Origin of the sequence: Paenibacillus sp. RC334, assembly GCF_030034735.1 — a bacterium.
Lineage (GTDB): Bacteria > Bacillota > Bacilli > Paenibacillales > Paenibacillaceae > Paenibacillus > Paenibacillus terrae_A.
Genome location: NZ_CP125370.1, coordinates 2,338,334 through 2,364,475 on the forward strand (window position 1 = coordinate 2,338,334; position 26,142 = coordinate 2,364,475).

At 46.5% G+C, this 26,142-nt stretch carries 23 protein-coding genes; 17 read left to right on the forward strand and 6 right to left on the reverse strand.

The features are described 5' to 3' along the window. Nucleotides 1–4: 4 nt before the first annotated feature. Both QMK20_RS11025 and QMK20_RS11030 read right to left on the reverse strand, forming a co-directional pair. Nucleotides 5–334 carry a hypothetical protein gene (locus QMK20_RS11025; protein ID WP_283655726.1) on the reverse strand — a complete coding sequence of 110 codons (330 nt, stop codon included), beginning with the start codon at nt 332–334 and terminating at the stop codon, nt 5–7. A gap of 142 nt (nt 335–476) precedes the next feature. After that, nucleotides 477–797 carry a winged helix-turn-helix transcriptional regulator gene (locus QMK20_RS11030; protein ID WP_044645595.1) on the reverse strand — a complete coding sequence of 107 codons (321 nt, stop codon included), beginning with the start codon at nt 795–797 and terminating at the stop codon, nt 477–479. Between the two features lie 292 nt (nt 798–1,089). Here QMK20_RS11030 and zwf point away from each other — a divergent pair, with 292 nt between their 5' ends. From zwf to QMK20_RS11080, 10 genes are all read left to right on the forward strand, one after another. Next, a complete protein-coding gene (zwf, locus tag QMK20_RS11035; protein ID WP_283655727.1) occupies nt 1,090–2,592 on the forward strand; it encodes a glucose-6-phosphate dehydrogenase in 1,503 nt (500 codons plus the stop codon). A gap of 57 nt (nt 2,593–2,649) precedes the next feature. Next, nucleotides 2,650–3,543: a phosphogluconate dehydrogenase (NAD(+)-dependent, decarboxylating) gene (gene gnd, locus QMK20_RS11040; protein WP_192510466.1), complete on the forward strand. Its 894-nt coding sequence runs from the start codon at nt 2,650–2,652 to the stop codon at nt 3,541–3,543. A 149-nt stretch (nt 3,544–3,692) separates the two neighbouring features. Beyond that, nucleotides 3,693–4,367: an SOS response-associated peptidase gene (locus QMK20_RS11045; RefSeq protein ID WP_283655728.1), complete on the forward strand. Its 675-nt coding sequence runs from the start codon at nt 3,693–3,695 to the stop codon at nt 4,365–4,367. 420 nt (nt 4,368–4,787) lie between these two features. Continuing rightward, entirely contained in the window at nt 4,788–5,996 is a 1,209-nt protein-coding gene (locus tag QMK20_RS11050) for an MFS transporter (RefSeq protein WP_283655729.1), read from the forward strand. Nucleotides 5,997–6,051: 55 nt separating this feature from the next. Further along, complete coding sequence (locus QMK20_RS11055) at nt 6,052–6,498, forward strand: OsmC family protein (protein WP_283655730.1); 447 nt, start codon at nt 6,052–6,054, stop codon at nt 6,496–6,498. A gap of 67 nt (nt 6,499–6,565) precedes the next feature. Next, a complete protein-coding gene (locus QMK20_RS11060) occupies nt 6,566–7,651 on the forward strand; it encodes a lactonase family protein (protein ID WP_283655731.1) in 1,086 nt (361 codons plus the stop codon). 471 nt (nt 7,652–8,122) lie between these two features. Beyond that, on the forward strand, nt 8,123–8,488 hold the full coding sequence (locus QMK20_RS11065; RefSeq protein WP_283655732.1) for a hypothetical protein: 366 nt from the start codon (nt 8,123–8,125) through the stop codon (nt 8,486–8,488). 531 nt (nt 8,489–9,019) lie between these two features. Beyond that, nucleotides 9,020–9,175, forward strand: a complete 156-nt coding sequence (locus tag QMK20_RS11070; RefSeq protein WP_283655733.1) for a hypothetical protein — start codon at nt 9,020–9,022, stop codon at nt 9,173–9,175. A gap of 174 nt (nt 9,176–9,349) precedes the next feature. Further along, entirely contained in the window at nt 9,350–9,859 is a 510-nt protein-coding gene (locus QMK20_RS11075) for a hypothetical protein (RefSeq protein ID WP_283655734.1), read from the forward strand. 213 nt (nt 9,860–10,072) lie between these two features. After that, entirely contained in the window at nt 10,073–11,047 is a 975-nt protein-coding gene (locus QMK20_RS11080) for a quinone oxidoreductase family protein (protein WP_283655735.1), read from the forward strand. A gap of 75 nt (nt 11,048–11,122) precedes the next feature. Here QMK20_RS11080 and QMK20_RS11085 read toward each other — a convergent pair whose 3' ends face one another. After that, nucleotides 11,123–11,749, reverse strand: a complete 627-nt coding sequence (locus tag QMK20_RS11085) for an FMN-dependent NADH-azoreductase (protein WP_283656250.1) — start codon at nt 11,747–11,749, stop codon at nt 11,123–11,125. A gap of 273 nt (nt 11,750–12,022) precedes the next feature. On the opposite strand from QMK20_RS11085, the gene murI reads away from it, so the two are divergent. From murI to QMK20_RS11105, 4 genes are all read left to right on the forward strand, one after another. After that, nucleotides 12,023–12,826: a glutamate racemase gene (gene murI, locus QMK20_RS11090; RefSeq protein ID WP_283655736.1), complete on the forward strand. Its 804-nt coding sequence runs from the start codon at nt 12,023–12,025 to the stop codon at nt 12,824–12,826. Nucleotides 12,827–12,921: 95 nt separating this feature from the next. Then, nucleotides 12,922–13,770 (forward strand): phosphotransferase, encoded by an 849-nt coding sequence (locus tag QMK20_RS11095; protein ID WP_283655737.1) that lies wholly within the window; start codon nt 12,922–12,924, stop codon nt 13,768–13,770. Between the two features lie 93 nt (nt 13,771–13,863). Further along, complete coding sequence (locus QMK20_RS11100) at nt 13,864–15,264, forward strand: MATE family efflux transporter (protein ID WP_283655738.1); 1,401 nt, start codon at nt 13,864–13,866, stop codon at nt 15,262–15,264. A gap of 262 nt (nt 15,265–15,526) precedes the next feature. Then, a complete protein-coding gene (locus QMK20_RS11105) occupies nt 15,527–16,507 on the forward strand; it encodes a S8 family peptidase (RefSeq protein WP_283655739.1) in 981 nt (326 codons plus the stop codon). Nucleotides 16,508–16,870: 363 nt separating this feature from the next. Here QMK20_RS11105 and budA read toward each other — a convergent pair whose 3' ends face one another. After that, nucleotides 16,871–17,617 (reverse strand): acetolactate decarboxylase, encoded by a 747-nt coding sequence (budA, locus tag QMK20_RS11110; protein WP_283655740.1) that lies wholly within the window; start codon nt 17,615–17,617, stop codon nt 16,871–16,873. A 161-nt stretch (nt 17,618–17,778) separates the two neighbouring features. Beyond that, entirely contained in the window at nt 17,779–19,476 is a 1,698-nt protein-coding gene (alsS, locus tag QMK20_RS11115; RefSeq protein ID WP_283655741.1) for an acetolactate synthase AlsS, read from the reverse strand. A 614-nt stretch (nt 19,477–20,090) separates the two neighbouring features. Between alsS and uxaC the strand changes: the two genes are divergently transcribed. From uxaC to QMK20_RS11130, 3 genes are all read left to right on the forward strand, one after another. Beyond that, on the forward strand, nt 20,091–21,515 hold the full coding sequence (gene uxaC, locus QMK20_RS11120; protein ID WP_283655742.1) for a glucuronate isomerase: 1,425 nt from the start codon (nt 20,091–20,093) through the stop codon (nt 21,513–21,515). A 150-nt stretch (nt 21,516–21,665) separates the two neighbouring features. Continuing rightward, complete coding sequence (locus tag QMK20_RS11125) at nt 21,666–23,066, forward strand: MFS transporter (RefSeq protein WP_283655743.1); 1,401 nt, start codon at nt 21,666–21,668, stop codon at nt 23,064–23,066. 86 nt (nt 23,067–23,152) lie between these two features. Then, complete coding sequence (locus QMK20_RS11130; protein WP_283655744.1) at nt 23,153–24,157, forward strand: LacI family DNA-binding transcriptional regulator; 1,005 nt, start codon at nt 23,153–23,155, stop codon at nt 24,155–24,157. Nucleotides 24,158–24,259: 102 nt separating this feature from the next. Here the strand turns inward: QMK20_RS11130 and poxB are convergent, their stop codons facing one another. Further along, nucleotides 24,260–25,984, reverse strand: coding sequence for a ubiquinone-dependent pyruvate dehydrogenase (gene poxB, locus QMK20_RS11135; RefSeq protein ID WP_283655745.1), 1,725 nt, complete (start codon nt 25,982–25,984; stop codon nt 24,260–24,262). Nucleotides 25,985–26,142: the final 158 nt, after the last annotated feature.

The following is a 26,142-nucleotide window of genomic DNA, read 5'->3' on the forward strand; positions in this document are numbered from 1 at the left end:
CGGTTTAAAATGGTGGACATATACCTGTGTGAAGATGAAGGCCGAAGCGCTCCAATTGCTCGTTCATGCCATACTTGCGCAAAATTTCCGTTTGTTTGTTGCCGATCAGGTCAAAATGGGGATAGGGCTGACGCTGGTGAATATATTGGGGATCCAATCCATTATTGCTGCACCATAAACGCAACTTGTCCAAATTGGAACACCCCACCTTGGTTACGGTTGTAATACCTGGAAAGCGGTCATCCAGCCAGTAATGCGTCAGAAAAGCAATTTCACCACGACTGACCTCTCTTTTCCAAGCTGAAAGCTCCTGCCGGGTAATGCCAAATGCCATCGGTCTCATCCTTTCTTGGTTCGCTCCGAAATCATGAGCTGCCGGGTAGGCGTACCATTATTTTCACATTATAGCCTGTATTACGATTCCTAAAGGGTAACACAATAACAGAAGACCGTGTATGACGATCTCCTGTTAGCGGTTAGAGCCATCTTTCGGCCCAGCTCTCTACGCCATTCAATGCATCACCGAGCTCCTTACCCTTGCGTGTCAGCGAATACTCGGTACGCACGGGCCGCTCTGTAATGACATTGCGAAGGATCAGGCCGCTATGCTCCAACTCCTTAATACGTTCATTCAGCATACGTTTGCTAAGATCAGGTATGGAAACATGAATCTCACTGAATCGTTTGGGATGTTCCATCAAAGTATGGATGATGAGAGCGGTCCATTTTTTGCTGATGATCTGAAAGGACTGTTCCACCTTGCCGCACAAAAGCTTAGGCTGCCTGTCGTCGCTCATCTGAATCCCCTCAATTTCATTGGTTGTTTTAAACAGTATACTAAAAGTAACTCTGTATACCAATAGTAACTATCTTGGTTTGTGTCAACTGTGACATTTTTAACAGTTTTTCCTCATTCCTTGCGTCAATCATACCACAGAAAACGTTATCATTACAGGAAATATCGAATGTTCACGATTTCGCTAAAATTTGATTGACTTGCCCCTTATTTTGGGTGTATTATAGGTTACGTTAATTCCTCAGGTAACTTTTAATAACCTCATCTTTTATAATGGGAAGAAGGAATAATTTATGGATTCAATGACTTTTGTCTTATTTGGAGCGACAGGGGATTTGGCTAAACGTAAAATCTACCCTGCCTTGTATAATTTGTTTGTAGAAGGTAAAATTCCGGCTTCCTTTTCTGTAATTGGTATGGGGCGTCGTGAAGTGGCTGACGAACAGTTTCAAAGTAACGTAGAACAATCCATTAAGGATTTTTCCAGATACGTGAATAATGACCGTGCACAGATGGATCAGTTCCTGAGCGCTTTCCGCTACAGTGCATTGAACGTCAATCACCCGGAAGATTATAAAAAGCTGTTACAGCTTGCTGAGCAACGTGAAAATGACTTGGGAATTCCGGGGAACCGCATGTTTTACTTATCGGTGGCACCGGAATTTTTTGATGTGATTGCCCTCAACATCCGGGAAAGCGGTTTGGCTGAAACGAAGGGCTGGAAACGGCTTATTATCGAAAAACCATTCGGACATGATCTGGAATCTGCACGTGAGCTGAATGATCGCTTAAGCAGAACGTTTGCTGAGGATGAAATTTATCGTATTGACCATTACCTCGGTAAGCCGATGGTGCAAAACCTGGAAGCCTTGAAATTTGCTAATCCCTTGCTTCAGGGTGTGTGGAACAATCAATACATTGCCAATGTGCAAATTACCGCTTCCGAAACTGTAGGCGTCGAGGAACGCGCAGGATATTATGATCACTCCGGAGCTATTCGGGACATGGTGCAGAATCACATGCTGCAAGTGCTGATGATGGCGGCTATGAATAAGCCGGGACATGTAACGGCAGATCAGGTGCGTGACGAAAAAAGCAAGGTTATGGAGGCGTTGCGTGCGCTCGATCCTTCCGATATTGCTTCCAGCGTGGTGAGAGGCCAATACACGAACGGTGAGATTAACGGAAAAACAGTTCCTTCCTATAAAGAAGAGCCGGACATTGGACCGGACTCACAAAATGATACTTTCATTTCAGCTCGTCTGTGGATTGACAATGAGCAATGGTCAGGTGTGCCGTTCTATATTCGCACAGGCAAACGCATGAAGGAAAAATCTACACGTATCGTCGTGGAATTTAAAAAGGATAGCACAGACCCGTATGCGGCTCAAGGACAGCCTTCCGAGCCGAACTTGCTTACGATTCATGTGAATCCGGATGAAAAGGTAACACTGCGTCTGAACAGTAAGGACCCACTGAATAATGGTCAACTGGAGACGGTGCTGATGAATTACACATCAGAGGCCAAGGATGTACCGGAAGCTTATGAGCGCCTCATCTTTGATGCGCTGCGCGGCGACTCCACCTATTTCGCTCACTGGAATGAAGTTGAGCTTTCATGGATGTGGGTACAGCCAGTGCTGGAAGCTTTTGCTCGCGGCGAAGTTCCGCTTCATACGTATGCGGCAGGCTCCTACGGTCCAGAGGCTTCTGACCAATTGTTGGAGGAACAGGGCTTTACATGGTGGCTGGATCAAAAGTCAGAACGTTCTGAAAAAGCGGTTGTTCGTTCGTAAACATGTACACATCACTACATTGAGAATATATTTTTGCTACGGCAGGAGGCCTTTACAATGCAAGTTGGATTAATCGGTTTGGGAAAAATGGGCTTGAATCTCGGAAAAAACTTGATCGATCACAAGCATGAAGTTGTCGCTTACGACGTCAATGCAGCAGCGATTCAAGAAATGAAGGATTACGGTGCTACAGGTGCTTCCACACTGGAAGAGCTTGTGCAGGCGACCCAATCCCCAAGAGTACTGTGGATTATGGTTCCCCATCAAATTGTTGATTCCGTGCTGGATCAGCTTCAACCGATTTTGTCCAAAGGGGACATTATTATTGAAGGCGGTAACTCTCATTACAAAGAGTCGATTGCTCGTCATGCCCGTCTGAAGGAATACGGTATCAGCTTCATGGATGCCGGAACCTCCGGTGGTATGGAAGGTGCACGTAGTGGCGCTTGTTACATGATTGGCGGCGACCCGGAAGCATGGGCGTTTGTTGAGCCTATTTTCCGCGATACAGCAGTTGAAAATGGTTATCTGTATGCAGGTAAATCCGGTAGCGGACATTTTCTCAAAATGGTTCACAACGGTGTGGAATATGGTATGATGGCCTCCATTGGTGAAGGCTTTGAAGTGCTGGAGAAAAGCAGCTTTGACTTCGATTATGAGCAAGTGGCACGCGTTTGGAACAACGGTTCCGTTATTCGCTCCTGGTTGATGGGCTTGACCGAACGTGCATTTTCCAAGGATGCAAATCTGGATGAAATTCGCGGGGTTATGCACTCTTCCGGCGAAGGCAAATGGACGGTTGAGGAGGCATTGGACATTCAGGCGGCTACTCCGGTTATTGCGTTGTCCCTGCTGATGCGTTACCGTTCTCTGGATGCAGATACGTTCAACGGGAAAGTCGTTGCCGCGCTGCGCAATGAATTTGGCGGTCATGCAGTAGAAAAGAAATAGTAACGATATAGCTTAGCATCGATCCCCGTAGCTTCAAAACTGCGGGGATATTGCTATATGTTCTTGCCGTGCGCTTTTTTGCTATATGCATATTTTTCCTTGTATAACCGCACAATAGATGAAAAAGAAGGCGGAAGGATGAATAGCATATGTGCAAAAGGTTTTCGTTATCGGCTGATTTGGACGAGGTAAGGGATCATTTTGGCATACAACGGGTGATGTATTATTATAAAACACGTTACAATATGAGCCCTACCCAGCATGTTCCCATCGTGCTGCATCAGGAGGGGGAACGGGTGCTAGATGAATTTCGCTGGGGATTTATCCCCTACTGGGGCAAGGATTGTGTCAACGCCGATTTGAATACGGTACGAGTGAATCCGAGTTACCGCAAAATGGCCGAAACCCGACGTTGTGTCATTCCTTGCAACGGCTTTTATTATTGGCGAAAGCTTGGTAAACGTATGTGTGCGGTGCGGGTGGTGTTGCCAGGACAGAAAATGTTTGCGGTCGCGGGATTGTATGAGGTATGGCAGGATAGCCGTAAGGAGCCGCTACGTACCTGTACGATGATGACGGTGCAGGCCAATGCGGATATTCGTGAATTTGACGGACGTATGCCCGCCATTTTGGAACCCTCGAATATGGATTCATGGCTGGACCCGTCCATTAAGAACATAGATGAGTTGCTACCGTTGCTGTGCACGTATGAACAGGGCGATATGAGCATCTATCCGGTGACCCCGCTGGTCGCCAATGATGAACACGATAACCGCGAATGCATTCAGGAAATGGATTTGCAATGGTCCTGGATCAAGCCTTAAATGAATATGGAGAATTTTCATTCACTACAGATCATAAGCTTCCCGCCGCCTGCATAGGTATGTATTGGGGAACAAGTGTCATGATCCGGGGGAGAGGGGAAACGGCCGAAGGAGTATCTCATATGGGATGGAGGCGATTGGAATGAGCAACGATACACTCATCCAACTGCTGGTGCTCATGGTGACGATCATCGGTCTGGTCCAAAACCGGTAAGTGGCAGGTTCCAGAAGGCGGGAGAATTGCCCTAGGCAATCTTCCGCTTTTTTTCGTTTTCCTTTCAACAGTAGCAACAAGAGATGTTATTACTTTAAAATGCTCGCAGATGGAGGGAGCTTGCGGTACAATAGATGCTAAGCTACAGGTGACAAGACACCTGAATATACGGCTATATATAATGCATTTTTAAGGGAGAGCGAATCATGAGTGAATTGACTTCATTACCACCATCCAAAAAGCGAAAGCTGCTGTTTAGCGCAGGACTCAGTTGGCTGTTTGATGCCATGGACGTTGGGCTGCTTTCGTTCATAGCCGCAGCGCTGGCTAAGGAGTGGCATTTGGGATCAGAGCAGATTGGTCTGTTGACTGCGATGAATTCGATAGGGATGGTGTTTGGGGCCGCTTTAGCGGGGATTTTGGCTGATCGCTACGGCAGGCGTGCGATATTAGTGTGGACGCTGTTGATCTTTTCTATTGCAAGCGGCTTGTCAGCTTTGGCGACCGGGCTCGGTGTACTGTTGGTGCTGCGCTTTATTGCAGGCGTAGGCTTGGGAGGGGAATTGCCTGTAGCTTCGACGCTGGTGTCGGAATCGGTGCCGGTTCAGGAACGGGGAAAAGCGGTCGTTTTGTTGGAAAGCTTCTGGGCCGCGGGATGGATTCTTTCTGCGCTTATTGCCTATTTTGTTATTCCAAAGTACGGCTGGCAGATGGCCTTTATTCTCGGCGCAGTACCAGCCCTGTACGCCCTTTATTTACGCAAAGCGGTAGAGGATTCACCACGATACAAGCAGCAGAGTGTCAAGCTTCCACTGCGTGAAAGACTGGCTTCCATTTGGTCAGGGCCGAACCGCAAGTCCACGCTCATGCTGTGGATTTTATGGTTTACGGTTGTATTTTCCTATTACGGAATGTTTCTGTGGCTGCCAAGCATTATGTTTATGAAGGGTTTTGAACTGGTTAAAAGCTTTGAGTATGTCCTGATCATGACGCTGGCGCAATTGCCAGGATATTTTACTGCGGCATATCTGATTGAAAAGCTGGGCCGCAAATTCGTGCTGATCGTCTATTTACTGCTAACGGCGGTGTCTGCTATTTGGTTCGGTACCTCGGAAACGGCAGGAATGCTGCTGGCTGCCGGTATCTGCTTGTCCTTTTTCAATCTCGGCGCGTGGGGAGCCATGTATGCCTATACCCCGGAATTGTACCCAACAGCCGTCCGTTCTACCGGAGTGGGTATGGCGGCTGCGTTTGGTCGTATCGGTGGCGTGATTGGACCGTTCCTGGTCGGAATGCTGGTTGGACAGGGCATGGCGATACAATCTATCTTTGTCATTTTCTTCGTAGCGATCCTGATTGGAGCGGCGGCGGTATGGTTGCTGGGTACCGAAACGAAAAATCGGGAGATCGACTAACCTTTACATTCACCTCTATAAAGATTCATAATATAAGAGAGAGGAGTGACCTGAAATGGAGCATACCTTTCTGCTCAAGGCAGACTGGAACGGGGGGCGCAACAGCGCTGGGTATATTGAGGCCGGACAGCTGCGGACAGCGATTTCGATCCCGGCAGAGATGGGTGGTCCCGGTGTGGGTACCAATCCGGATGAAATGCTGCTAGGCGCTGCCGCGACCTGCTATTTGATTACATTGGCGGCGATGATGGAGCGCGCTGGTCTTACGGTGGCTTCACTGGCGCTGGAATCCGAAGGGATTGTCGATGTAACGAACAATATTTTTACATATCGTCGAATTATCCATCGTCCACGAGTTCATTTGGCCGCCGATGCGACAGAATCGCAGATCGAACAGGCAGTGCGGCTGGCAGAGCAGGCAGAGAGCTCTTGCATGATCTCACGTGCCGTAGCGGGAAATGTAGCTTTATCTACAGAGCCCGTCGTGGAACGCGCCTCTTAGCGCTATTTGAACCAGGAGTAATCATTCCAATTGCCCATTATTTTTCTAATTTGAGGAGGACACAACCATGACAGCACAACAAAAATTGCTCGTTTTCGCAGGCTCTTACGCCGAATTGGAAGGCAGCGGAGTTTATGCGTACACTTTTAATGAAGAGACAGGGGTTCTTACATTACAGGATGAGTTCTCCGGATTGAAAAATCCAACCTTCCTGAACGTAGACGTGAAGAACCGGAAGCTGTATTCCATTGGAGAAACGACTTCTGCTACTGGAGCGAAGGTGGGCGAAGCTGCTGCTTTTGAAATTGATCCGGTCAAAGGGACATTTACATTGCTTAACCGGGCGGAAAACGTTGGCGCAACAACCTGTCACATTCAGCGTGATCCATCCGATCGCTACCTGATCGTAGTCAGCTACCACGGAGGAATGGTGGGACTGGTGTCTCTAACCGAGGATGGCCGTATCGGCGAGTTGCTGGATGTTAAACAGCATGAGGGCAAGGGAGCGCATCCTGAGCGTCAGGATCGTCCGCATCCACACTCCAGTTTCTTTAGCCCTGATGGTCGTTTCCTCTTCGTACAGGATCTCGGTTTGGATCTGATCCGTGTCTACACCATTGATGACAGTAAAGGACAACTGGTACTTCATGGCGAAACGAAAACCCATGCAGGTGCAGGTCCACGTCACTTGACGTTCCACCCGAACGGTAAATTTGCTTTTGTCATTAATGAGGTGGATTCTTCCATTACTTCTTTTGCGTATGACGTAGAAGCAGGCAAGCTTACCGAGCTTGAGAGCGTACCGACTTTGCCGTCTGATTTTACGGGCGAAAACACAACCGCTGAGATTGCTATTTCGGGGGATGGTGCTTATGTGTACGGTTCCAACCGTGGGCATGACAGCATCGTAGTGTTCGCTGTAGACGCTGCAACAGGCAAGCTGAGCCTGGTAGAGCATGTTTCTGCCGAAGGAGAGCATCCACGTCATTTTGCTTTGACTCCAAACGGCGAGCATCTGCTCGTGGCAAACCGCGATACGAATAACATCGTTACATTTAAAGTGGACAAGGCTAGTGGACGACTAACCTATACGGGACAACAAGTAACCGTGTCCAAGCCGGTATGCGTTCAACCTTTTTACTTTTCTGTATAAAGTTTGATAGAGGCTGGGTGGCTGAGTAACGGTAAACGGTATACGGGTAATGACCGCTACGAGGACGGATCATTCTTCCGATCGCTGTTGCCCCCGGATTTCTTGATTATATGTTCAAGGGTAGAAATCCGGGAACAAAGGCGAACGCTAACGCTTCTTCAGAACGATTCCGTCCTCTCCGCTCTTTTGTGCTTCTGGGTAACTGTTCATAGAAAATTCTTGAGAATTACGGTCTGTAGGTTAAACCTGCGGCCGTTTTTCTTTTTATAGCTGGCTATTTTTATAGAAGTCATTTTCTATTTCATATGATATATAACAATATTTAATATGGATATATTGTAATATATAAACATAATTTGTTGAATTATGTTGAAAAGCGCAGAAAAAGCTGGTATGTTCATCATGGAAATCAGTGGCTAATATTCTGGTTTTTTTATTCTTATAAAATAAACAGAGAAGGTGATCGATATCATGAGTGAAACCCTTCAGGAAAAGGTCGATCGCCTTGAATTGTATGTGGATTTGTTGAGACAGATTGCTGTAAATCCCGAAGAAAATGTAATATGGGATTGGGTGATTTCTAAAGGGCTCAACCGTGAACAGTACAACAATTTAAACTCTGTTTTAAAAGAAAACACCAGGATTCTTTTAAAACAAAAAGAGGGGGGGAATCCCACTGTTTTAAGCTTTCAGGAGTTCTCTAGTCAAGTCATCGGATCTATAGGCTTAAATGATGACGAAGTGGGCAAGAAAGCGGTTGCTCAAGTGTTAAGGAGTGCTGTTAGGATGCCTGCTTTTGCTATACTTAATCATTACGTAAACTTAATTGATAAATAGAAGCTTGATAGTTTAGGACTCACTTATGTGGGTCATTTTCTTATTTTAATTAGACTAGGGGAGACTCTAACTAAAGAATAGAGCAAGCAAAGGAATTCTCCATGAAAAATAACAAATCACATGTATAAAATTTTAAGGTTACAAATAAGAAGCGAATAATCTCGGCAGTAAAAGGGTACATATGTTATAAGTGGGACAAGAATCCCTTGGGTAAATTTAAGATGAGCATTGTAAGATCAACATAAGTGTTAGAAGTTTCTTAATCAAAAGCATACATTTTAGGAGAGACGAGAGCTGTTCATATCGGTAGTTTTGTTCGTGGTGTGCTAGAGATAAGCTGAGTAACGGAGCGGGCAGATGGATTTCGGAGAAGTGATAGCGTTCGCCTTTGGAACTTGATTTTAACCATAAGAACCTAATTCAAAAAATCAGGTTTCAACAGTGATCGGAGAAACCATCTGTTCGCGCAGTGGGCCACATAGACCAAAAACTGCCGATTAAACACATTTTACACAAGGAGGAGGAAATCATATGAAAATTACCATTACGCAAAAGGAAGCCGCCGACAAAGGAATCTGGACAGAGATCATGGGTATGTTCGCTGTAACCAAAGAGGACGAGGTGTGGCAAAATGAAGAGTTTATTCTCACTGAAGAACAGGCGCGTCAGGTCGGATTGATCAAATAAAAAGCTGTAAATAAGACATGTAAGCAAGTTTTAAGACCAAGTCTTAAAAAATCGTAACTTCTTTTTTATGTATCTGATACACTTTTTAACCGTACAACGTTTATAGTAAGTGCATAAGGGTAATGAAGCTTACAGACACCGTGTACATACCCAGACGGTAAGGAGAGATCAGACATGATGAGACTAGCTTCGAAATGGACAGTATTGGCTTTAATGATGATGCTGATGACGGCGGCGGGAGCAACAGCACAAGGCTACACGCCCGTAACACCTGCTGAAAATCAGGAGACCGTATATATAAATCAATTGGAGATGCGTAACGGACAAATCTATTTGTCGGCAGATCCGATTGAATGGTATGAAGGTAAGGCAGCAGACAAGGCGTTCTTGGAGCATGAAGGAAACACAGGGTTGGACGGAGCACCAGACGGTTACTACATCGTGAATAATTCCGTGCAAAATGACGTGTACCAGGTTGCCCCAGATGCTTCGGTAGAGGTACAAATTTATGATCATACAGGTCGTATAGAAGATACAGATGTAAAATGGAATGAATCGATCCCTTTGGCACAGTTTGAAAAAGATTTTGCCAAAAAAGATGTATTGGATCTCAGCCAATTTCCATACCATGTGACGTTGCGTGACGGTAAGGTCGTTAAAATCGTGCAGCAGTTCATTCCTTAAAATAGAAGTAATCGCATAGCAGACACGTGCTTTCATTTGATCGTAGATCAGTGGGAGCACTTTTTTTATGCAAAATTTGAACGAGTTCATCAGGATAGCAAGGAGATGAAAAAGCGCATGTCGAATATGTGGAAAACAGGTTCGTGCAACAAACTCATCGTTTTTAAGTAGTAACGATATCACATTACTTTTTGGAGAGAAAGGAATGAAGAGATGAAGGCCATTATAGTCGAACAATTCGGATCGCCGGAATACATGAAATATGTAGATATTGAAATTCCATCCCTTCAATCCACACAAGTGTTAATCCGGGTTCACGCAACCAGTGTTAATTATGCGGATATTAAAGCCAGATACGGGAAGAAGGGGGAAGGCAAGCTACCTTTTTTGCCTGGACTGGAGGCATCAGGGATTGTGGAAAAAGTGGGTGCTGATGTGAAATCTATACGTGTGGGTCAACGCGTCATTGCCTTACCACATCATGGCTCGTACGCGGAGTATATCGTTGCAGAAGAAAATCTGACTTTTGTGTTACCTGATCGTGTGGATATGGACACAGCAGGAGCGAGCGGCATTGTATCCTTCTTATCTTATAAGCTCCTTGCTGATGTGGCCCGGTTAACCAGAGGGGAAGCTGTACTAATCCATTCGGCGGCTGGCGGCGTAGGAACAACAGCGATACAAATAGCCAAGTTGTTAGGTGCAGGAAAGGTCATAGGAACGGTGGGGAATGAAAACAAGATTCCCGTGGCCTTAAGTGCAGGTGCAGATCATGTTATTTGTTACGAAACAGAGGACTTTGCGGAGAAAGTCAATGAATTGACCGCAGGCAAAGGCGTTCAAATTATTTTAGATTCTGTGGCAGGCGATATAACGCAGAAAAGTTTAAACTGTCTGGCTCATTTTGGACGCTTGGTGATGTTTGGTAACTCCAGCGGAAGAAGCGCACAGCTCCAAACAAGCGATCTGCATGCAAGCTGTCGTTCTGTTCTTGGATTTAGTTTGAGCACGACCCGAAAAGAACGGCCTGAAATGTTACGGGAAATTGCAGTTCAAGTATTCAAGCTATTGGAAAATGGGCAATTAGACATCAAGATCAGTGAAAGATTTCCGTTAAAAGAGGCGGCGTTGGCGCATCAGTGGGTTGAAAGCAGAAAAAGTACGGGGAAAGTGCTGCTATACACGTAACACGATATCCATAAAAAAAGAGGATATCCATCCCAAATAGGGGGCGGATATCCTCTTTTTTTCATATATATGGATTTAGAAGGATTTTGCAGCTTCTGTTGCACTTTGTACAGCAGCTTCAACAATGGCTTGTGCTTGATCTGGAGCTTGGTTATGTCCTTCCAGTACAACCTTCACGATGTCTTTCACACCGAAGAAGGATAAGATGTTGCTCATGAAGTTCAAAGACATTTCGGCAGCAGCAGCAGGACCTTCAGAGTATACGCCGCCTCTTGCATTCAACAGGGCTACTTTAGTTTCAGTTACGAGACCAACTGGACCCTCAGCAGTGTATTTGAACGTTTTACCAGCTTGGTTCAGGTAGTCAATGTAAGTATGCAGTACTGCTGGAATCGTCATGTTCCAAAGCGGGAAAGCGAATACGACTTTATCTGCTGCTAGGAATTGATCAAGGTAGCCGTTAGCTACGCCCGCCAGGCGAGCTTCTTCAGCGTTCAGCTCCAAGCCTCTAGCGGATTTGAACGTACCGTTAATCATGTTGGCGTTCAAATAAGGAAGCTCGACGGAGAACAGGTCCAGTTCAGTGATTTCATCGGATGGATGGGAAGCTTTGTAGCTTTCCAAAAAGGCATTATACAATTTAACGGTTGCGGATTCTTCGGCTGTACGATCGTTAGCTTTGACAAATAGTACTTTAGACATCATTTATTTCCCCCTAGGTAAGTTAAGTAAGTCATTTACCTCGTAATATTACAATATAAAGATAATATCTGTCAACACTTTTATATTAAATTTATTTTAACAAGCTACTTTATTTTTTACACTGTAAAATTTATGTGTTTCTTTTGCAAAATATCAGTTTTGCGGTAAAATTTAAGTATGAGCCGATTAGAAGAATGGTCCATAGGCGAAGAATGAAATTACCATGTGGTCAACAGGATAGGTACAACAGATGAACGAAAAAAGGTGAGTAGCTTGAAGATTGGTTTTTTTGATTCAGGATTGGGTGGAATTACGGTATTATCTGAGGCCTTACGACGGCTGCCAAACGAAAATTTTGTATACTTGGCAGATACGCTTCATGTTCCTTACGGGACGAAAACACCGCAAGAGGTGTGCGGATACGTCAAGGCTTCGGTACAAACTATTTTAAAAGAGGACGTTAAGGCGTTGGTCATTGCCTGCAATACAGCCACGAGTATCGCGGTTGCGGAGCTGAGGAACGAATACCATATCCCGATCATTGGCATGGAGCCGGCCGTGAAGCCTGCGGTGGAGATGAATCGAGCGAATGGTAAAAGAGTGCTGGTGTTAGCCACGCCGTTGACATTAAAACAATCTGGTTATGCAGCGCTGGTGTCCAGAGTCGATGATCATGGAAGTGTAGATTCGTTGCCCTTGCCCGAGCTGGTGCATTATTGTGAGCAGTTAAATTTTGACCGGACATTAATGGCCGAATATTTTAACCGTAAGCTGTCTGCGTTCGATCTGAACTTATATGGTACGGTCGTTTTGGGGTGCACACACTATCCTTTTTATAAGGAGATCTTGAAGGGGCTGCTGCCTTCCCATATTCAGCTAATCGACGGGAGTCAGGGAACGGTCAGACGGTTAAAACAGGTGTTGTCTGAGCTCAATTTGCTGGTATCTCCGGCAAAAGCGGGTCAATCGCAGGAGGGACACATTACGTTCCTGTGTACCAGTCAGGATGAGGGCTATGTCCACAAAATGGAGCGTGCGCTTGAAATTTATGCGGAGCATGAAAAGATTTCTTTTTAAAGCAGGTGCGACTGGCGAACGGATTGAATCATAGCGATGAATCCCAGCGTCAGTCGCGTAGTGAATCAGAGGCATAGATGGAGGGGAGGCTTTTGATGGACGTTCAACTGATCCTAAAGGAGCTTCAGGAAGCAGGTATACTTGAAGGCCATATGCAAGAACTCAAATCCCTGACTGGAGGAACCTCAAGCGAAGTGATTGCCATCATGGACGGAATCAGGCCTCGATATGTGATCAAGCAGAATGATCCGGTTATTGTAGAAGCGGAAGCAGAATTTTTACATACCTATTCACAGATTGAAAAATTAACGCGTCTGGTTTATGTTGATCCGCTGCATCGTTATTTGGTATACATGTTCAAGCCAGGGCTGACCCGCTATCATGGAAGGAACAAGAGCGACCTTCTGTTCAGTCTGGCGACGGAGCTGATCGCGCACTACAAGCCACTGGGAGAGGAACGCCATTATGGTTATCCAGACCATCCGTTTGTGGAATGGAGAGATTTTCTGCTGCACAGGGTAAAGGAATCCAGAAAGATCATACAGGACGTTTTATCTCTAGAGGATCATCGGTTTGTTCATGCACTTGTGGCGGGAATACCTCATCGGAATCTGAAATACTTGCTCCATGGCGACTGTGGGGTACATAATTTCGTGTTTGCCGAAAATGACACTTTAACGGGCATTATTGATCCTGATCCGGTGGTAGGAGAACCGTTATATGATCTGATATACGCCTTTTGCTCTTCACCGGACCTACTGACTGTCGATACGATTTTGCCAGCGGTAGAGAAGCTTGAGCCAGAAATGACAGGGAGTTACGAGCTAAACAGGGAAGTGCTACAGGGATTATACTTTCGAATAGCTACCTGCATTCGGCATCATCCGGGGGATCTTGAAAAGTATGTAGAGGCGTGGGCGTATTGGTTGAGCAGGATGGGTTGAGAAAAAGCACATGACTTTTTATGATTGAGTAAGCGGTATCAATAATAATGTCTGAGCATATACAGGGTTCACATCTGGGAGGAATACAGAAGTATGTCACTTTCGCAGGAAAGCGGCTCCAAGCAAGCACAAGTCGTGAAAACGATGACAGTTTTTGCAATCACTTGGCCGATCTTTATAGAAATGTTGTTTCATATTTTGATGGGTAGCGTGGATACGTTCATGCTGAGCCATGTGTCGGACGAGGTTGTGTCGGCTGTGGGTGTGTCGAGACAGCTGATTGAATTTACGATTATCTTGTTCAATCTGCTTGGTCTTGGAGTAGGTGTCATCATCGCTCAGCTATTGGGTGCACAAAAGCATGTGGATGCGAGCCGTGTAACGGCCTCGGCCCTGACCTTCAATCTGGTATTCGGTTTGGCGCTGAGCTTGATGTTTATTGTAAGCCGGGATTTTCTGCTGTCCTTTTACCATATTACCCCGACGATTAAGGAAAATGCCAAGATTTATATGATGCTGGCAGGGGGCTCGCTGTTTCTGGAAGCGCTTATGCTAACCGTAGGTCCGGTTATTCGTTCGCATGGTTTTACGAAAGATACGATGATCGTGGGCATTGGTATGAACATTTTGCATATTGTGGGGAATGCGTTGCTGATTTACGGCTGGTTTGGTCTGCCGCAAATGGGCGTGGCCGGAGCAGCGATTTCAACGGTGATTAGCCGTGCTGTAGCCTGTGTCTGGATTTTTATTCTGTTATACAAACGTGTAAGTGCGCCGATCCGTATCAAGTATTATGTACAGCTTCAATGGAGCAAGCTGGTGGCCATCCTGAAAATCGGCATTCCGGCGGGACTGGAATGGTTGTCTTATCAGCTCAGCCAAATGATGGTGACCCGGTTTGTCAGCTTCATGGGGACAACGGCGATTGCTACTCATTTTTATACGAATACGATTGTGTACTTTTTTATGGTGTTCGGAATGGCAGTGGGCGAGGGGACGGAAATTATTGTTGCTCGCTTGATAGGTGCAGGAGATAAGGAGAAGGCGTATCACCAACTGCTGCGCAGCCTGAAATGGTCTCTGGTCATTACGATTGCGGTGATCGTGGTGGTATCCTTTTTCCGATATGAAGTGATGGCGATCTTTACGGATGAGCCGGCGATTATTCAACTGGGAGCAGCGATTTTGCTGTTCTGTATATTGCTGGAGCCAGGCCGCGTGTTCAATCACGTCGTCATTAACTCCTTGCGGGCGGCGGGGGATGTACAGTTTCCCTTGATAATGGCGATCATATCGATGTGGGGGATCAAAATTCCGTTGGCGTATGTGCTGGGCATTCATCTGGGATATGGTGTGCTTGGGGTGTGGATTGCACATGCCTGCGATGAGTGGGTACGAGGTATTTTCCACTACCTGCGCTGGAAAGGTCGGAAATGGCAGCACAAGTCGCTGTTGTCCAAGGCTGAACTTCAAGCGGATTCATTGTCAGGCTGACACTTGAAGCTGTAGTTGCTCAGGCACCTCTATACATAGGCATTCTCCATAGATATGGGGGGATGTCTATTTTTTTACAAAAAAAAGCAAAAGGGGATGTTCAAACTTTTCAAAAATTGCTAGAATATAGTAACCTCAAACAAGAGTTTCAGTAGAGGTTTTCAAAGTTTCGGTTTTGAAAGTTTTGGTTTTTGAAGGTTTTGGTTTTTGAAGGTTTCAAAGACGGATGGTTTCCGATTGAATCCATGAAGGAGGGAATAGGATGGAACGTAAAGTGCATATCATTCCTTACCAAGTGATCAAGCAAAAGCAACAGGTGAATGAAATACCGCGAGGAGTGGAGCTGATTCAGGCCCCTGCGGTGTGGAGCCGAACCCGAGGCCAGGGAGTGAAGGTGGCAGTACTGGATACGGGCTGTGATGCGGACCATCCTGATTTGAAGGAACGCATTATTGGTGGCCGGAACTTCACGGATGATGATGACAGTGATCCAAATATTTTCACGGATTACAACGGTCACGGTACGCATGTGGCAGGCACAATCGCGGCAGCAGAAAATGAGGATGGTGTGGTGGGTGTCGCCCCGGAGGCGGATTTGCTCATCATCAAGGTACTGAACAAGCAAGGCTCCGGTCAATACGACTGGATCATTCAGGGCATTCATTATGCGATTGAGCAAAAGGCAGACATCATTTCAATGTCGCTTGGTGGTCCCGAGGATGTGGCTGAGCTGCTTGAAGCGGTGCAGAAGGCGGTAGCGAGCCAAATTTTGGTCGTCTGCGCAGCAGGTAATGAGGGAGACGGTGACGACAGAACGGACGAGCTGGGCTATCCTGGCTGCTATAATGAGGTGATCAGCGTAGGCGCTGTAAACTTTGGCAGACATGCTTCAGATTTCAGTAACTCCAACAATGAGGTGGATTTGGTTGCGCCGGGAGAAGATATTCTGTCTACCATTCCGGGAGGCAAATACGCGACCTTCAGCGGTACTTCAATGGCTACCCCACATGTCGCTGGGGCTTTGGCGCTGATTAAGCAGTTGTCGAACGCGAGCTTTGAACGGAATCTCACCGAGCCGGAGCTATACGCCCAACTGATCAAACGCACGATTCCACTCGGCCATTCTGCAAAGCTGGAAGGCAACGGTCTGCTGTACTTGACGGCAGTCGAGGAGCTTTCCCGTATTTTCGACGCTCAGCGTGTAGCGGGGATATTGAGTGCAGGATCATTACATGTTAAATAAGCCGTAACTACGGTTATATAGCGGTTCTCATGAGAGAGAGCCGCTTTTTTGTATTTCAGGATTTGATAAACCTTATTTACAGCGTAACCATTATCGCGCATTTTCAGAATTGCATATTCAGCATTTTTCATCATTCGATCCCCAATGCTCGAAAGTACAATATATAGACGAACTAAACCGTTTCGATCTAAATATTGCTGATTTGAAATCGTTCTTGGGATTTATGCAAAATGCTCTATTATAAAAGATCGCAGCCGGAGAGCATCAAGCATCTCTTCCAGGCTGCGATCTTTTGGTTTCTGTATGAGATAGAATCTCATTTATAACAAATTCCGTTGTACCTTGTTGAGTCATGCCCTGCGATTATTGCGCACCTTCAGTAATGGCGATTTCTTTTTCCAGATTTTCTCTGGACAGATTGGCGGTCAAATAATCCGGTGTATCGGGCAGGACGAGGTGCAGATTGGATTTTTGACAAACACGGATTGTGCACTTGTCGACAACAAAATCAAAGACATGCCCGCCTCCGGTACGATCGTCGTTAATAAAGTGCAAATGGAACCCGGCCACTCCAATTCCTTGAGCATATGCAGGTGTCCAAAACCCGGTAATCACGCCGGAAGCGTCGTTAAAAGAGAAGGTGGGCTGTGATTTGGTCGCTTCGATAAAAGGTTTGTAAGGCTTCACTTGGTGAGGCACGGTGCGTGTCTTCACTTCACGAAAAGTGCCATCCATACGGAAGGCGTAAAACAGATTACGACTTGGAAACAGCTTTAGCAGCAGGGCTTCCAGCTCTTCACGATGCATGGGATGGTCAATAGTATATGTGAAATCTTCACGGAAAAAGGTGACAGTGGAAAAGGGAGTTGTCTCTTCCGGTTTTACACGATGGGCCGTACCGTCTGGAAGCAAGTGATAAAATTCGCCATCAAACGCAATCATCTCACCATTCAGTTGATCAAAGGTACCGAGCCCGAAATCCCCGTGCTTTTGCAGTTCCTTGAAGGCAACGACTCCGTCATAAAGACCATCCAATAAAGCGAGCATGGTGGACGTTTGGTAAATATCATGATCAGTTTTTTGCTTTGTTTCCAGTTCTGCAACGGTCATGGAAATACACTTCCTTTTGTGATTGTATGCATTTATTTTCTTTCTTTTTCAATAATAAACGTATGTTTTCAGTAAATAACATGAATAACTCAAAAAACTCATGAGAAAACGTTAAACTCCATTCAATGTCACGAATTCGTCACGTTTGGGTAACTGTGAAGTCAGTTTAACTGATTGGGCAGCAGTTTACGTCCCAATTGGATATTATCCTGATAATCAATCGGAATATCGACGACCACGGGGCCATCGGTATGTAGTGCCTGTTGCAATACGCTTTCCAGTTCTTCAGGGGAATGCACACGCAATCCGGTTGCCCCGAAGCTTTCGGCATATTTCACGACATCCACATCTCCGAATTCTACGCCGGATGTTCTGCCATATTTAATCTGTTGTTGAAAAGCGACCATGTCGTAGGTGCCGTCTCTCCATACGATGTGTACAAGTGGGGAGTTGAGACGTACCGCGGTTTCAAGCTCCATGGATGAGAAAAGAAATCCCCCGTCGCCGGAAATGGAAACGACTTTTTGACCGGGATTAACGAGAGTGGCAGCAATGCCCCAGGGGAGAGCTACACCCAGCGTCTGCATCCCGTTACTGAACAGAAGGCGACGCGGCTCATAGGATCGGAAATACCGGGCCATCCAAATGTAGTGGGAACCAACATCGCAGGTGACCGTAACATTATCATCAATCAGGCTGCGCAGAGTACGAATGAATTGTAATGGATGAATCAGATAGTCGTGCTTGCGGGCAGGGACGGCAGCTTGTTCGTTTAGATCGTGGCGGAGACGGTTCAGTTGGGCGCATGAGGTTTCAGACAGCTTTAATGCAGGCAATTCTTCTGCGAGACTGCGCACGATCAGAGCTATATTACCGATCAGTTCGTAATCCGGTTGATAATCATGGTCGATATCCGCCTGATGATCATCAAGATGAATGAGGGTTCGGTTTGCAGGAATGTTCCAGTTTTTCGGATCGTATTCAATGGGGTCATAGCCAATGGTCAGCACCAGATCAGCGGCTCCAAGGAGCATGTCACCCGGCTGATTGTGGAACAAGCCCACTCGGCCAAAATAATGGTCCTCCAGTTCGCGGGAAATGGCTCCGGCAGCCTGGAAGGTTTCAACGACAGGCAGATCTGTGTTCTGAATGAGTGCGCGGATGGCTGCTGTAGCTTCGGGAGTGCTGGCTTTCATACCGAGTAAAAGAACAGGTAACTTGGCATGGCTGATTTGGCCTGCTACTTGTTTGATAAGTCCGGCTGGTGCGGTTCCAAGCTGTGGAAGGGAAAGCTTCTCAATGGCGGTTACTTCGGATGACGAAGTCAACACGTCCTGCGGTAGACTTACAAAGGTTGCTCCAGGCTGTGCTGAGGTCGCAATCCGAAATGCGTTGGTAATGGCTTCTGGCACACTATCGGGATGCTCCACTTCCACACTGTATTTGGTGATAGGCTCGAATAACCCGGCGTTATCCATGGATTGGTGGGTGCGCTTCAAACGTTCGGATCTTGGAACTGCACCAGCGAGAGCCACGACGGGATCACTTTCCGCATTTGCGGTGACAAGTCCTGTAGCCAAATTCGACGCACCAGGGCCGGAGGTAACGAGACATACGCCCGGTTTACCAGTTAGGCGACCGACGGCAGCTGCCATAAAGGCGGCATTTTGCTCGTGACGGCATACGATCAACTCCGGGCCGCGTTCTTGAAGGACATCAAATACCGAGTCAATCTTGGCACCTGGAATACCAAAAATGTGTGTTACACCTTGTTTAATCAAGCAATCGACAACGAGGTCAGCTCCTTTTGTACCGGTTTTAGTATGGATAGCTTGCACTTTTGTGCTCAACGCGATCACCTCTTCTTTGGAATATGATAATGAATTACTTTCAATGTAAAACATTGGTTGTATATGACAATTATAATACAGAAACTGGTATTTTCAAGAGCAATATTTTCTGAAAAAGCGCGAAAATTCATAAAAACGTTTTCAAAGAGCGGTTCAAGAGGAAAAATAAAAAAGTGCATAGATTTGGAAATGAAGAATTTTCAAACCATGTCTATGCCCAAAAATAAGTGAGGGGGCGTATGTCAGAGTGACAAAACAAGTGTTGCGAACCGAGTCTGTGCAAGTCGGGCTATAGTCTGAAATAAAGTTGGACGGAGGAAACAGATCTGCCGAAGTTGAGGCCAGGTCTGTTTTTTTGTTCCTTCTCATGATAAAAATCACTTTCCTCTGCAAAGGATAGCGGTTACAATGTAATTGTTGTTAACGTAAACATTAAATTTAAGGAGAAGTAATCAAGGGTGATTCGACATACAGGTATCGTATTATAGCGGTATAATCTGATATAATCAGGTAACCTGCTATGCGTTATTGAATGCTATTACTGGATAGCAGAAGTATCGAATTCATTTTTGTTCACGTTAACAATTATCCGGAAACATGATTATAGAAGGGACGAATGAGCCATGACCAAAGCATTTTTAGACGACAACTTTTTGTTGAGCAATCCGACCGCTGAAATTTTGTATCATCAGTATGCCAAGGATCTGCCGATTATCGACTATCATTGTCATTTAAGTCCACAGGAAATTTACGAAAATAAAACGTTCAAAAACATTACGGAAGCATGGCTGTACGGGGATCATTACAAGTGGAGACTCATGCGGGCCAATGGAGTTGAGGAACGCCTGATTACCGGAGATGCGGAAGACTATGACAAATTTTTGGCTTGGGCCAAAACCGTGCCTACACTGATCGGCAACCCGCTGTATCATTGGACGCATTTGGAGCTTCAGCGCTTTTTTGGTGTCCATGAGCTGCTGAACGAACAGAATGCGCCTGTGATTTGGGAAAAGGTGAACCAAAAGCTGCAAGGAAAGGGCTTTGGGGCACGTGATCTGATTGTGAATTCAAAGGTAACCGTTGTGTGCACTACCGATGATCCGACAGACCATCTCGAATATCATAAGCAAATCAGCAAGCTGACCGATTTTCCGGTGGTTGTACTGCCAAGCTTCCGCCCGGACAAAGCGCTGGAGATTAACCGTGAGACATTCCAGCCTTGGGTAGCTCGATTGGGTGAAGTGAGCGGACTGGATGTTTCCGGTCTGGAAGGATTTTTGAACGCGCTGGCGAGCCGGGTGCGTCACTTCCATGCTGTCGGAGGACGGGTGTCCGATCATGCGCTGGATACAGTCGTTTATGAAGAAACGACACGTGAGGAAGCGGCAGCGATATACAGCAAGGCGCTGGAGGAAGGCAATGTAACTCCATTAGAAGAGGCGAAATACAAATCGTACGTCCTGGTATTCCTTGGAAAACAGTATGCAGAGCATGGCTGGGCTATGCAGTACCATATTCACGCGCTGCGTAACAATAACACTGCCATGTTCCGGCGCTTGGGACCAGATACAGGCTATGATGCGGTTAATGACGGCTCCATCGCTCGTCCGCTGGCGGCATTGCTGGACGCACAGGAGCTGGCAGGTGGTCTGCCGCGAACAATTTTATATTCGCTCAACTCAGTTGATTATCCGGTGCTGGCAAGTCTTGCAGGCTGCTTCCAGTCCGGCGGAACAGCAGGCAAAATCCAGTTTGGCACTGCATGGTGGTATAACGACCATATCGAAGGCATGCTGGAGCAATTGAAGCTGCTCGCAAACTACGGTGTGCTGTCCCGCTTCATTGGTATGCTGACGGATTCCCGCAGCTTCCTGTCCTACACACGGCACGAATATTTCCGTCGGATACTTTGTGATCTGATCGGAACATGGGTACAAGAAGGCAAGGCGCCTGAGGATCTGGAGCTGCTTGGAGAGATGGTACAAAATATTAGCTACAACAATGCCGAGCAATATTTTAATTTCCCGACGGTTGTTCACAGCAAGTGATGATATACAGGATGAACTTGTAAATTCACATTTCAATAGATGCCCTTGCCTGGAGTATTTTCAAGCTCCGGGTAAGGGGGATTGAAAACAGAATACGTATTCATTAATAATGTGAAAATAATCACAAAAAAATAGAGGAGTGAGCAGGGTATGGGAGTGCCTATCGTTCAGGAGAGCATCCAAACTGACAACAAGACAGGTGAGCATATCAGCCTGAAAGAAAAGATTTCTTACGGTATGGGTGACTTTGGAAACGGATTCATGTTTGATTTGGGGCAGTTGTACCTGTTGAAATTCTTTACGGATGTAGCAGGCGTTTCAGCAGGAGCAGCCGCAGGTATTTTTCTGGTCAGCAAGCTGTTTGCTGCCATCTGCGATCCTATTGTCGGGTCCTTTGTCGACTATCGCAAGCATATTGGTCCACGCGGGAAATTCAGACCCTTTCTTATCGTTGGAAGCGTTCTCCTTGCTATTCTTACGGTTCTTACATTTATTTCGCCGAACATCTCACCAACGGGCAAGCTTATTTATGCCTATGCGTCCTATATGATCTGGGGGATTGGATATTCCATTGTGAATATTCCGTATGGTTCACTGGGGGCGGCTATTACGCAGGATACCATTCAACGTGCTTCATTATCTTCCTTCCGTCAGGCAGGCTCACTGGGAGCATTATTCGTAACCAGTGTCATCGTTATGCCGCTTATTTTGCTGTTTCCCAACCATCATGTGGGATATCCTGTTGTGATGGGAATCATGTCATTCATTGGTGTGATCGCTTTTATGATATGCTATCGGGGAACGAAGGAACGTATTGTTAGTCAGTCGGGTCCAAAGGAAAAACTCTCTTTTGGCGTGATCGTGCATACCTTTACGACGAACAAGCCTCTGCTGGTACTCGTTTTGATGACGATTTTTACCATATCCGCGTACAATATCAAGTCCGCGCTGCTGATCTATTTTGCCGAATATAATTTGGGGCATGTAGAATTAATGGCTTATATGAATTTTATTATTATCGGTTCATCGTTGCTGGGTGTATTGTTCTTGCCCAAACTGGTGCGGCGCTTCGGTAAACGAAAAACAGCGATGCTTGGGATGCTGGTCAGTGTCATTGCCGACTCTATGAACTTCTTTATGCCATCGAATGTATATATTTTCACCATTCTGGCCAGTATTTCGTTCATTGGTATTAGTATTCCTAACGGGGTTACCTGGGCCTTTGTCTCCGATATCATTGACTACGGTGAATGGTCATCCGGGGAGCGGAAAGAAGGGATTACCTACTCGCTGTTTAATTTTTCACGCAAATTGGCTCAATCCTTATCCGGCTTTCTTTCCGGTATCGGGCTGGCGCTTATCGGGTATGTCCCGAATGTGGTTCAAACCTCTGGAACGCTGCTCGGAATTAAGGCGCTGCTGTGTCTCTATCCTGCTGTTGCCCTGCTCATTGCCATGCTGGTAATCGGTAAACTGTACAAGCTGACAGACAGCAGACATGCAGAAATGGTTCAAGAGCTACAGCGTCGACATGCTGATAACCGCGTATAATTTGTGAAAGTCTTCTTTTCCGGGCGGCTCTTGTGGTATGGTGGGTATATAATTTTTTAGAGCCTCAGTAAAGAAAGGATACGTATATGGCAGCTACCATTAAAGACATTGCCAAATTGGCGAATGTTTCCCATACGACCGTCTCCCGGGCGCTCAACAACAGCCCATTGATCAAAGAAGATACCAAACGCAAAATTATGGAGCTGGCGGAGCAACTCAATTACATTCCGAATTTTAACGCCAAAAGCCTTGTCCTCCAGCGCTCGCATACGATTGGCCTGTTTTTCACCAGTATTTCAGAAGGCACCAGCTCCAGCTTTTTTGCGGACACCATCCGTGGAGTTAATCATGTCATTGGGGTGGATTACAATCTGTTTGTGGGAGGGATTGACGATTACGCCGATTTTTCGGCTATTCACCGCAAACGTTTTGATGGCATCATCCTGATGAGTCAGAGCGAGGCGGACAACCCGTTTATTTATCATGTGCTCGGTCAGGGCATTCCGCTCGTCGTGCTGAATCGGCAGGTGCCAGGGGCAGGCATTGTGAATGTCATTTCGAACGATAAGGAAGGATCCTATGCGGCAGTTTCTTTTCTCATTGAAAGCGGTCATGAACGCATCGCGATCATTGAAGGGGTAGAAGGCTTTAAGTCCACCCAGCAACGGCGCGAGGGCTTCATGAATGCGCTGATTGACAGCGGCAAGCCGATTAGGCACGAATATATTATGCATGGCCATTATGACACCGAAAGTGGAAGCCAGGCGATGAAGCAGTTGCTTTCCTTGGAGGAACCACCGACGGCGGTGTTTTGCTCTAACGATGATATGGCTATCGGGGCGATGAACGCAGTATTCGAGCACGGCTTAAAAGTGCCGGACGATGTCTCGGTCATTGGATTTGACGATATCGGCTTTTCGATGTATACGACCCCGCCATTAACGACGGTCAAAAGACCGATTGAGCAGATTAGCGCGCGTGGAGCCGCATGTATTTTGGAACGGATCCAGTCACCGTCGAACGAGGGCGAGATTATATTTATGGAAACCGCGCTCATGAAGCGGAAATCAACGGCAAACAGACAGCGTTAAGCTTTTTTTGTTGGAAAAGGGCAAACCATAAAGGGCAGGTTCAGTGCATGACGCGCTGTTCCTGCCCCTTTTTTATTCAAATATGTGCGAGTGTGGCGGCTTTTATCGTAAAAGATTCGTTTTCGCCAGTTCAACAATTTCGTCACCGCGCCCGTTCAGCACAGCTTTCATCATCCACAACGTAAAACCTTCAGCCTGTTTGAGATTAATCTTGGGTGGCATGGATAGCTCCTGACGATTGACCACTACATCCACTACTACAGGGCCATCGTGAGCCAATGCCTGTTGAATCGCGTCCTCCAGCATTGCCGGATCTTCGACTCGAATTCCCTTGAGACCCATGGCTTCCGCCACAGCTCCAAAATCAGGATTCACCAGCGCGGTGCCGTTTTCCAGAAAACCGGCTGCTTTCATTTCCAGCTCAACAAAACCGAGGGCGCCGTTATTGAAAACAATGACTTTTACAGGTAACTGATGCTGTTTCAGGGTAAGCAGATCGCCCATCAGCATCGTCAGACCACCATCGCCAGAGAGGGCAATAACCTGTCGGTCAGGCTCAGTGGTTTGTGCCCCAATCGCTTGCGGCAATGCACTTGCCATCGTTCCATGATTGAAAGAGCCGATAAGTCGGCGTTGGCCGTTCATTTGCAAATAACGTGCTGCCCATACAGTGGGAGTACCGACATCACAGGTGAAAATGGCATTTTCATGCGCGGCGTCACTGACGACCTTGGTGAGATATTGCGGATGAATCGGTATATGGCCCGGTTTACCAACCGCCAGTTCATCCAACTCCTGACGCACCTTGGTATAGTGGGAGACGGTTTTTTCCAAATGCTTGGAATCATGCTCTGTCGTTAAATGAGGAAGCAGCATTTCCAACGTTGCTTTTACATCCCCGCACAGCCCATATGTTAAAGGGGTGCGTCTGCCGAGGTGGGCAGGCTCAATATCCACTTGCAGCACAACTGCATTTTCGGGATAAAACTGTCTGTAAGGAAAGTCTGTTCCGAGCATAAGCAGGACGTCACAATCCATCATCGCATGGTATCCGGAAGAATACCCGATCAGCCCCGTTAAGCCTGCATAATAAGGATTGTTATACTCCAGATATTCCTTGCCCCGAAGGGCAGCAACCATAGGGGATTTCAGCTTGTCGCACAGTTGCATGAGCAATTCGTGGGATTTCGCACAGCCGGAGCCGCATAACAAAGTGATTCGTTTGCCTTTATTCAGGTACTCGGCCAGCCGGGAAATTTCCGAAGCTGACGGATGTACCACAGGTGCAGTGGGATGGTAGACATGTTCAGGAATAGGCGCCTTTTCAGCTGCTAAAGCTGCCACATCCCCGGGAAGAACAATGACGGAGACACCTGAACGTGAAACGGCCTGTTGTATAGCCATCGTAACGGTTCTTGGAATTTGTCGTGGAGTCGTAATGACCTCACAGAAGTGGCTGCATTCCCCGAAAAGATGCTCGGGATGCGTAGCCTGGAAATATTCGCTTCCAATTTCGTCGCTTGGAATGTGGGCCGCAATAGCGAGTACAGGTACCCGATTGCGGTGACAATCATATAATCCGTTAATAAGATGCAGATTTCCGGGACCACTGCTGCCAGCGCACACTGCAATGCTGCCGCTAAGATCAGCATCTGCCCCGGCTGCAAAGGCAGCCACTTCTTCGTGCCGCACATGAATCCATTCAATTTGACCGTCGCTGCGAATGGAATCAACCATATTATTTAAGGAATCTCCAACGATACCATAAATTCGCTTGACCCCTGCATTGACTAAAACTTCTACAATAGTATCTGCAATTGTCTTCATAGATGTTCCTCCTGCCTAGTAAGTAACGTTATCCTGCCCGTGCTATCTTGCATCTATTCTAATTAGCCTTAACCGCCTTGGTTCAGGTGCGAAACAACAGGAAGATAGTCATAGATCCGCGAATGGTTGCATAAGTTTATATGTTAACGTGTTCATAT

Coding starts and splice junctions, on each gene's coding strand:
- poxB (WP_283655745.1), bottom strand. CDS start 25,984: ATGAAGACAATTGCAGATACTATTGTAGAAGTTTTAGTCAATGCAGGG.
- QMK20_RS11070 (WP_283655733.1), top strand. CDS start 9,020: ATGAAAATTACCATTACGCAAAAGGAAGCCGCCGACAAAGGAATCTGG.
- QMK20_RS11125 (WP_283655743.1), top strand. CDS start 21,666: ATGGGAGTGCCTATCGTTCAGGAGAGCATCCAAACTGACAACAAGACA.
- QMK20_RS11045 (WP_283655728.1), top strand. CDS start 3,693: ATGTGCAAAAGGTTTTCGTTATCGGCTGATTTGGACGAGGTAAGGGAT.
- QMK20_RS11055 (WP_283655730.1), top strand. CDS start 6,052: ATGGAGCATACCTTTCTGCTCAAGGCAGACTGGAACGGGGGGCGCAAC.
- QMK20_RS11085 (WP_283656250.1), bottom strand. CDS start 11,749: ATGTCTAAAGTACTATTTGTCAAAGCTAACGATCGTACAGCCGAAGAA.
- QMK20_RS11100 (WP_283655738.1), top strand. CDS start 13,864: ATGTCACTTTCGCAGGAAAGCGGCTCCAAGCAAGCACAAGTCGTGAAA.
- uxaC (WP_283655742.1), top strand. CDS start 20,091: ATGACCAAAGCATTTTTAGACGACAACTTTTTGTTGAGCAATCCGACC.
- QMK20_RS11060 (WP_283655731.1), top strand. CDS start 6,566: ATGACAGCACAACAAAAATTGCTCGTTTTCGCAGGCTCTTACGCCGAA.
- QMK20_RS11130 (WP_283655744.1), top strand. CDS start 23,153: ATGGCAGCTACCATTAAAGACATTGCCAAATTGGCGAATGTTTCCCAT.
- budA (WP_283655740.1), bottom strand. CDS start 17,617: ATGACCGTTGCAGAACTGGAAACAAAGCAAAAAACTGATCATGATATT.
- QMK20_RS11025 (WP_283655726.1), bottom strand. CDS start 334: ATGGCATTTGGCATTACCCGGCAGGAGCTTTCAGCTTGGAAAAGAGAG.
- QMK20_RS11075 (WP_283655734.1), top strand. CDS start 9,350: ATGATGAGACTAGCTTCGAAATGGACAGTATTGGCTTTAATGATGATG.
- QMK20_RS11105 (WP_283655739.1), top strand. CDS start 15,527: ATGGAACGTAAAGTGCATATCATTCCTTACCAAGTGATCAAGCAAAAG.
- QMK20_RS11030 (WP_044645595.1), bottom strand. CDS start 797: ATGAGCGACGACAGGCAGCCTAAGCTTTTGTGCGGCAAGGTGGAACAG.
- QMK20_RS11065 (WP_283655732.1), top strand. CDS start 8,123: ATGAGTGAAACCCTTCAGGAAAAGGTCGATCGCCTTGAATTGTATGTG.
- gnd (WP_192510466.1), top strand. CDS start 2,650: ATGCAAGTTGGATTAATCGGTTTGGGAAAAATGGGCTTGAATCTCGGA.
- zwf (WP_283655727.1), top strand. CDS start 1,090: ATGGATTCAATGACTTTTGTCTTATTTGGAGCGACAGGGGATTTGGCT.
- QMK20_RS11095 (WP_283655737.1), top strand. CDS start 12,922: ATGGACGTTCAACTGATCCTAAAGGAGCTTCAGGAAGCAGGTATACTT.
- QMK20_RS11080 (WP_283655735.1), top strand. CDS start 10,073: ATGAAGGCCATTATAGTCGAACAATTCGGATCGCCGGAATACATGAAA.
- QMK20_RS11050 (WP_283655729.1), top strand. CDS start 4,788: ATGAGTGAATTGACTTCATTACCACCATCCAAAAAGCGAAAGCTGCTG.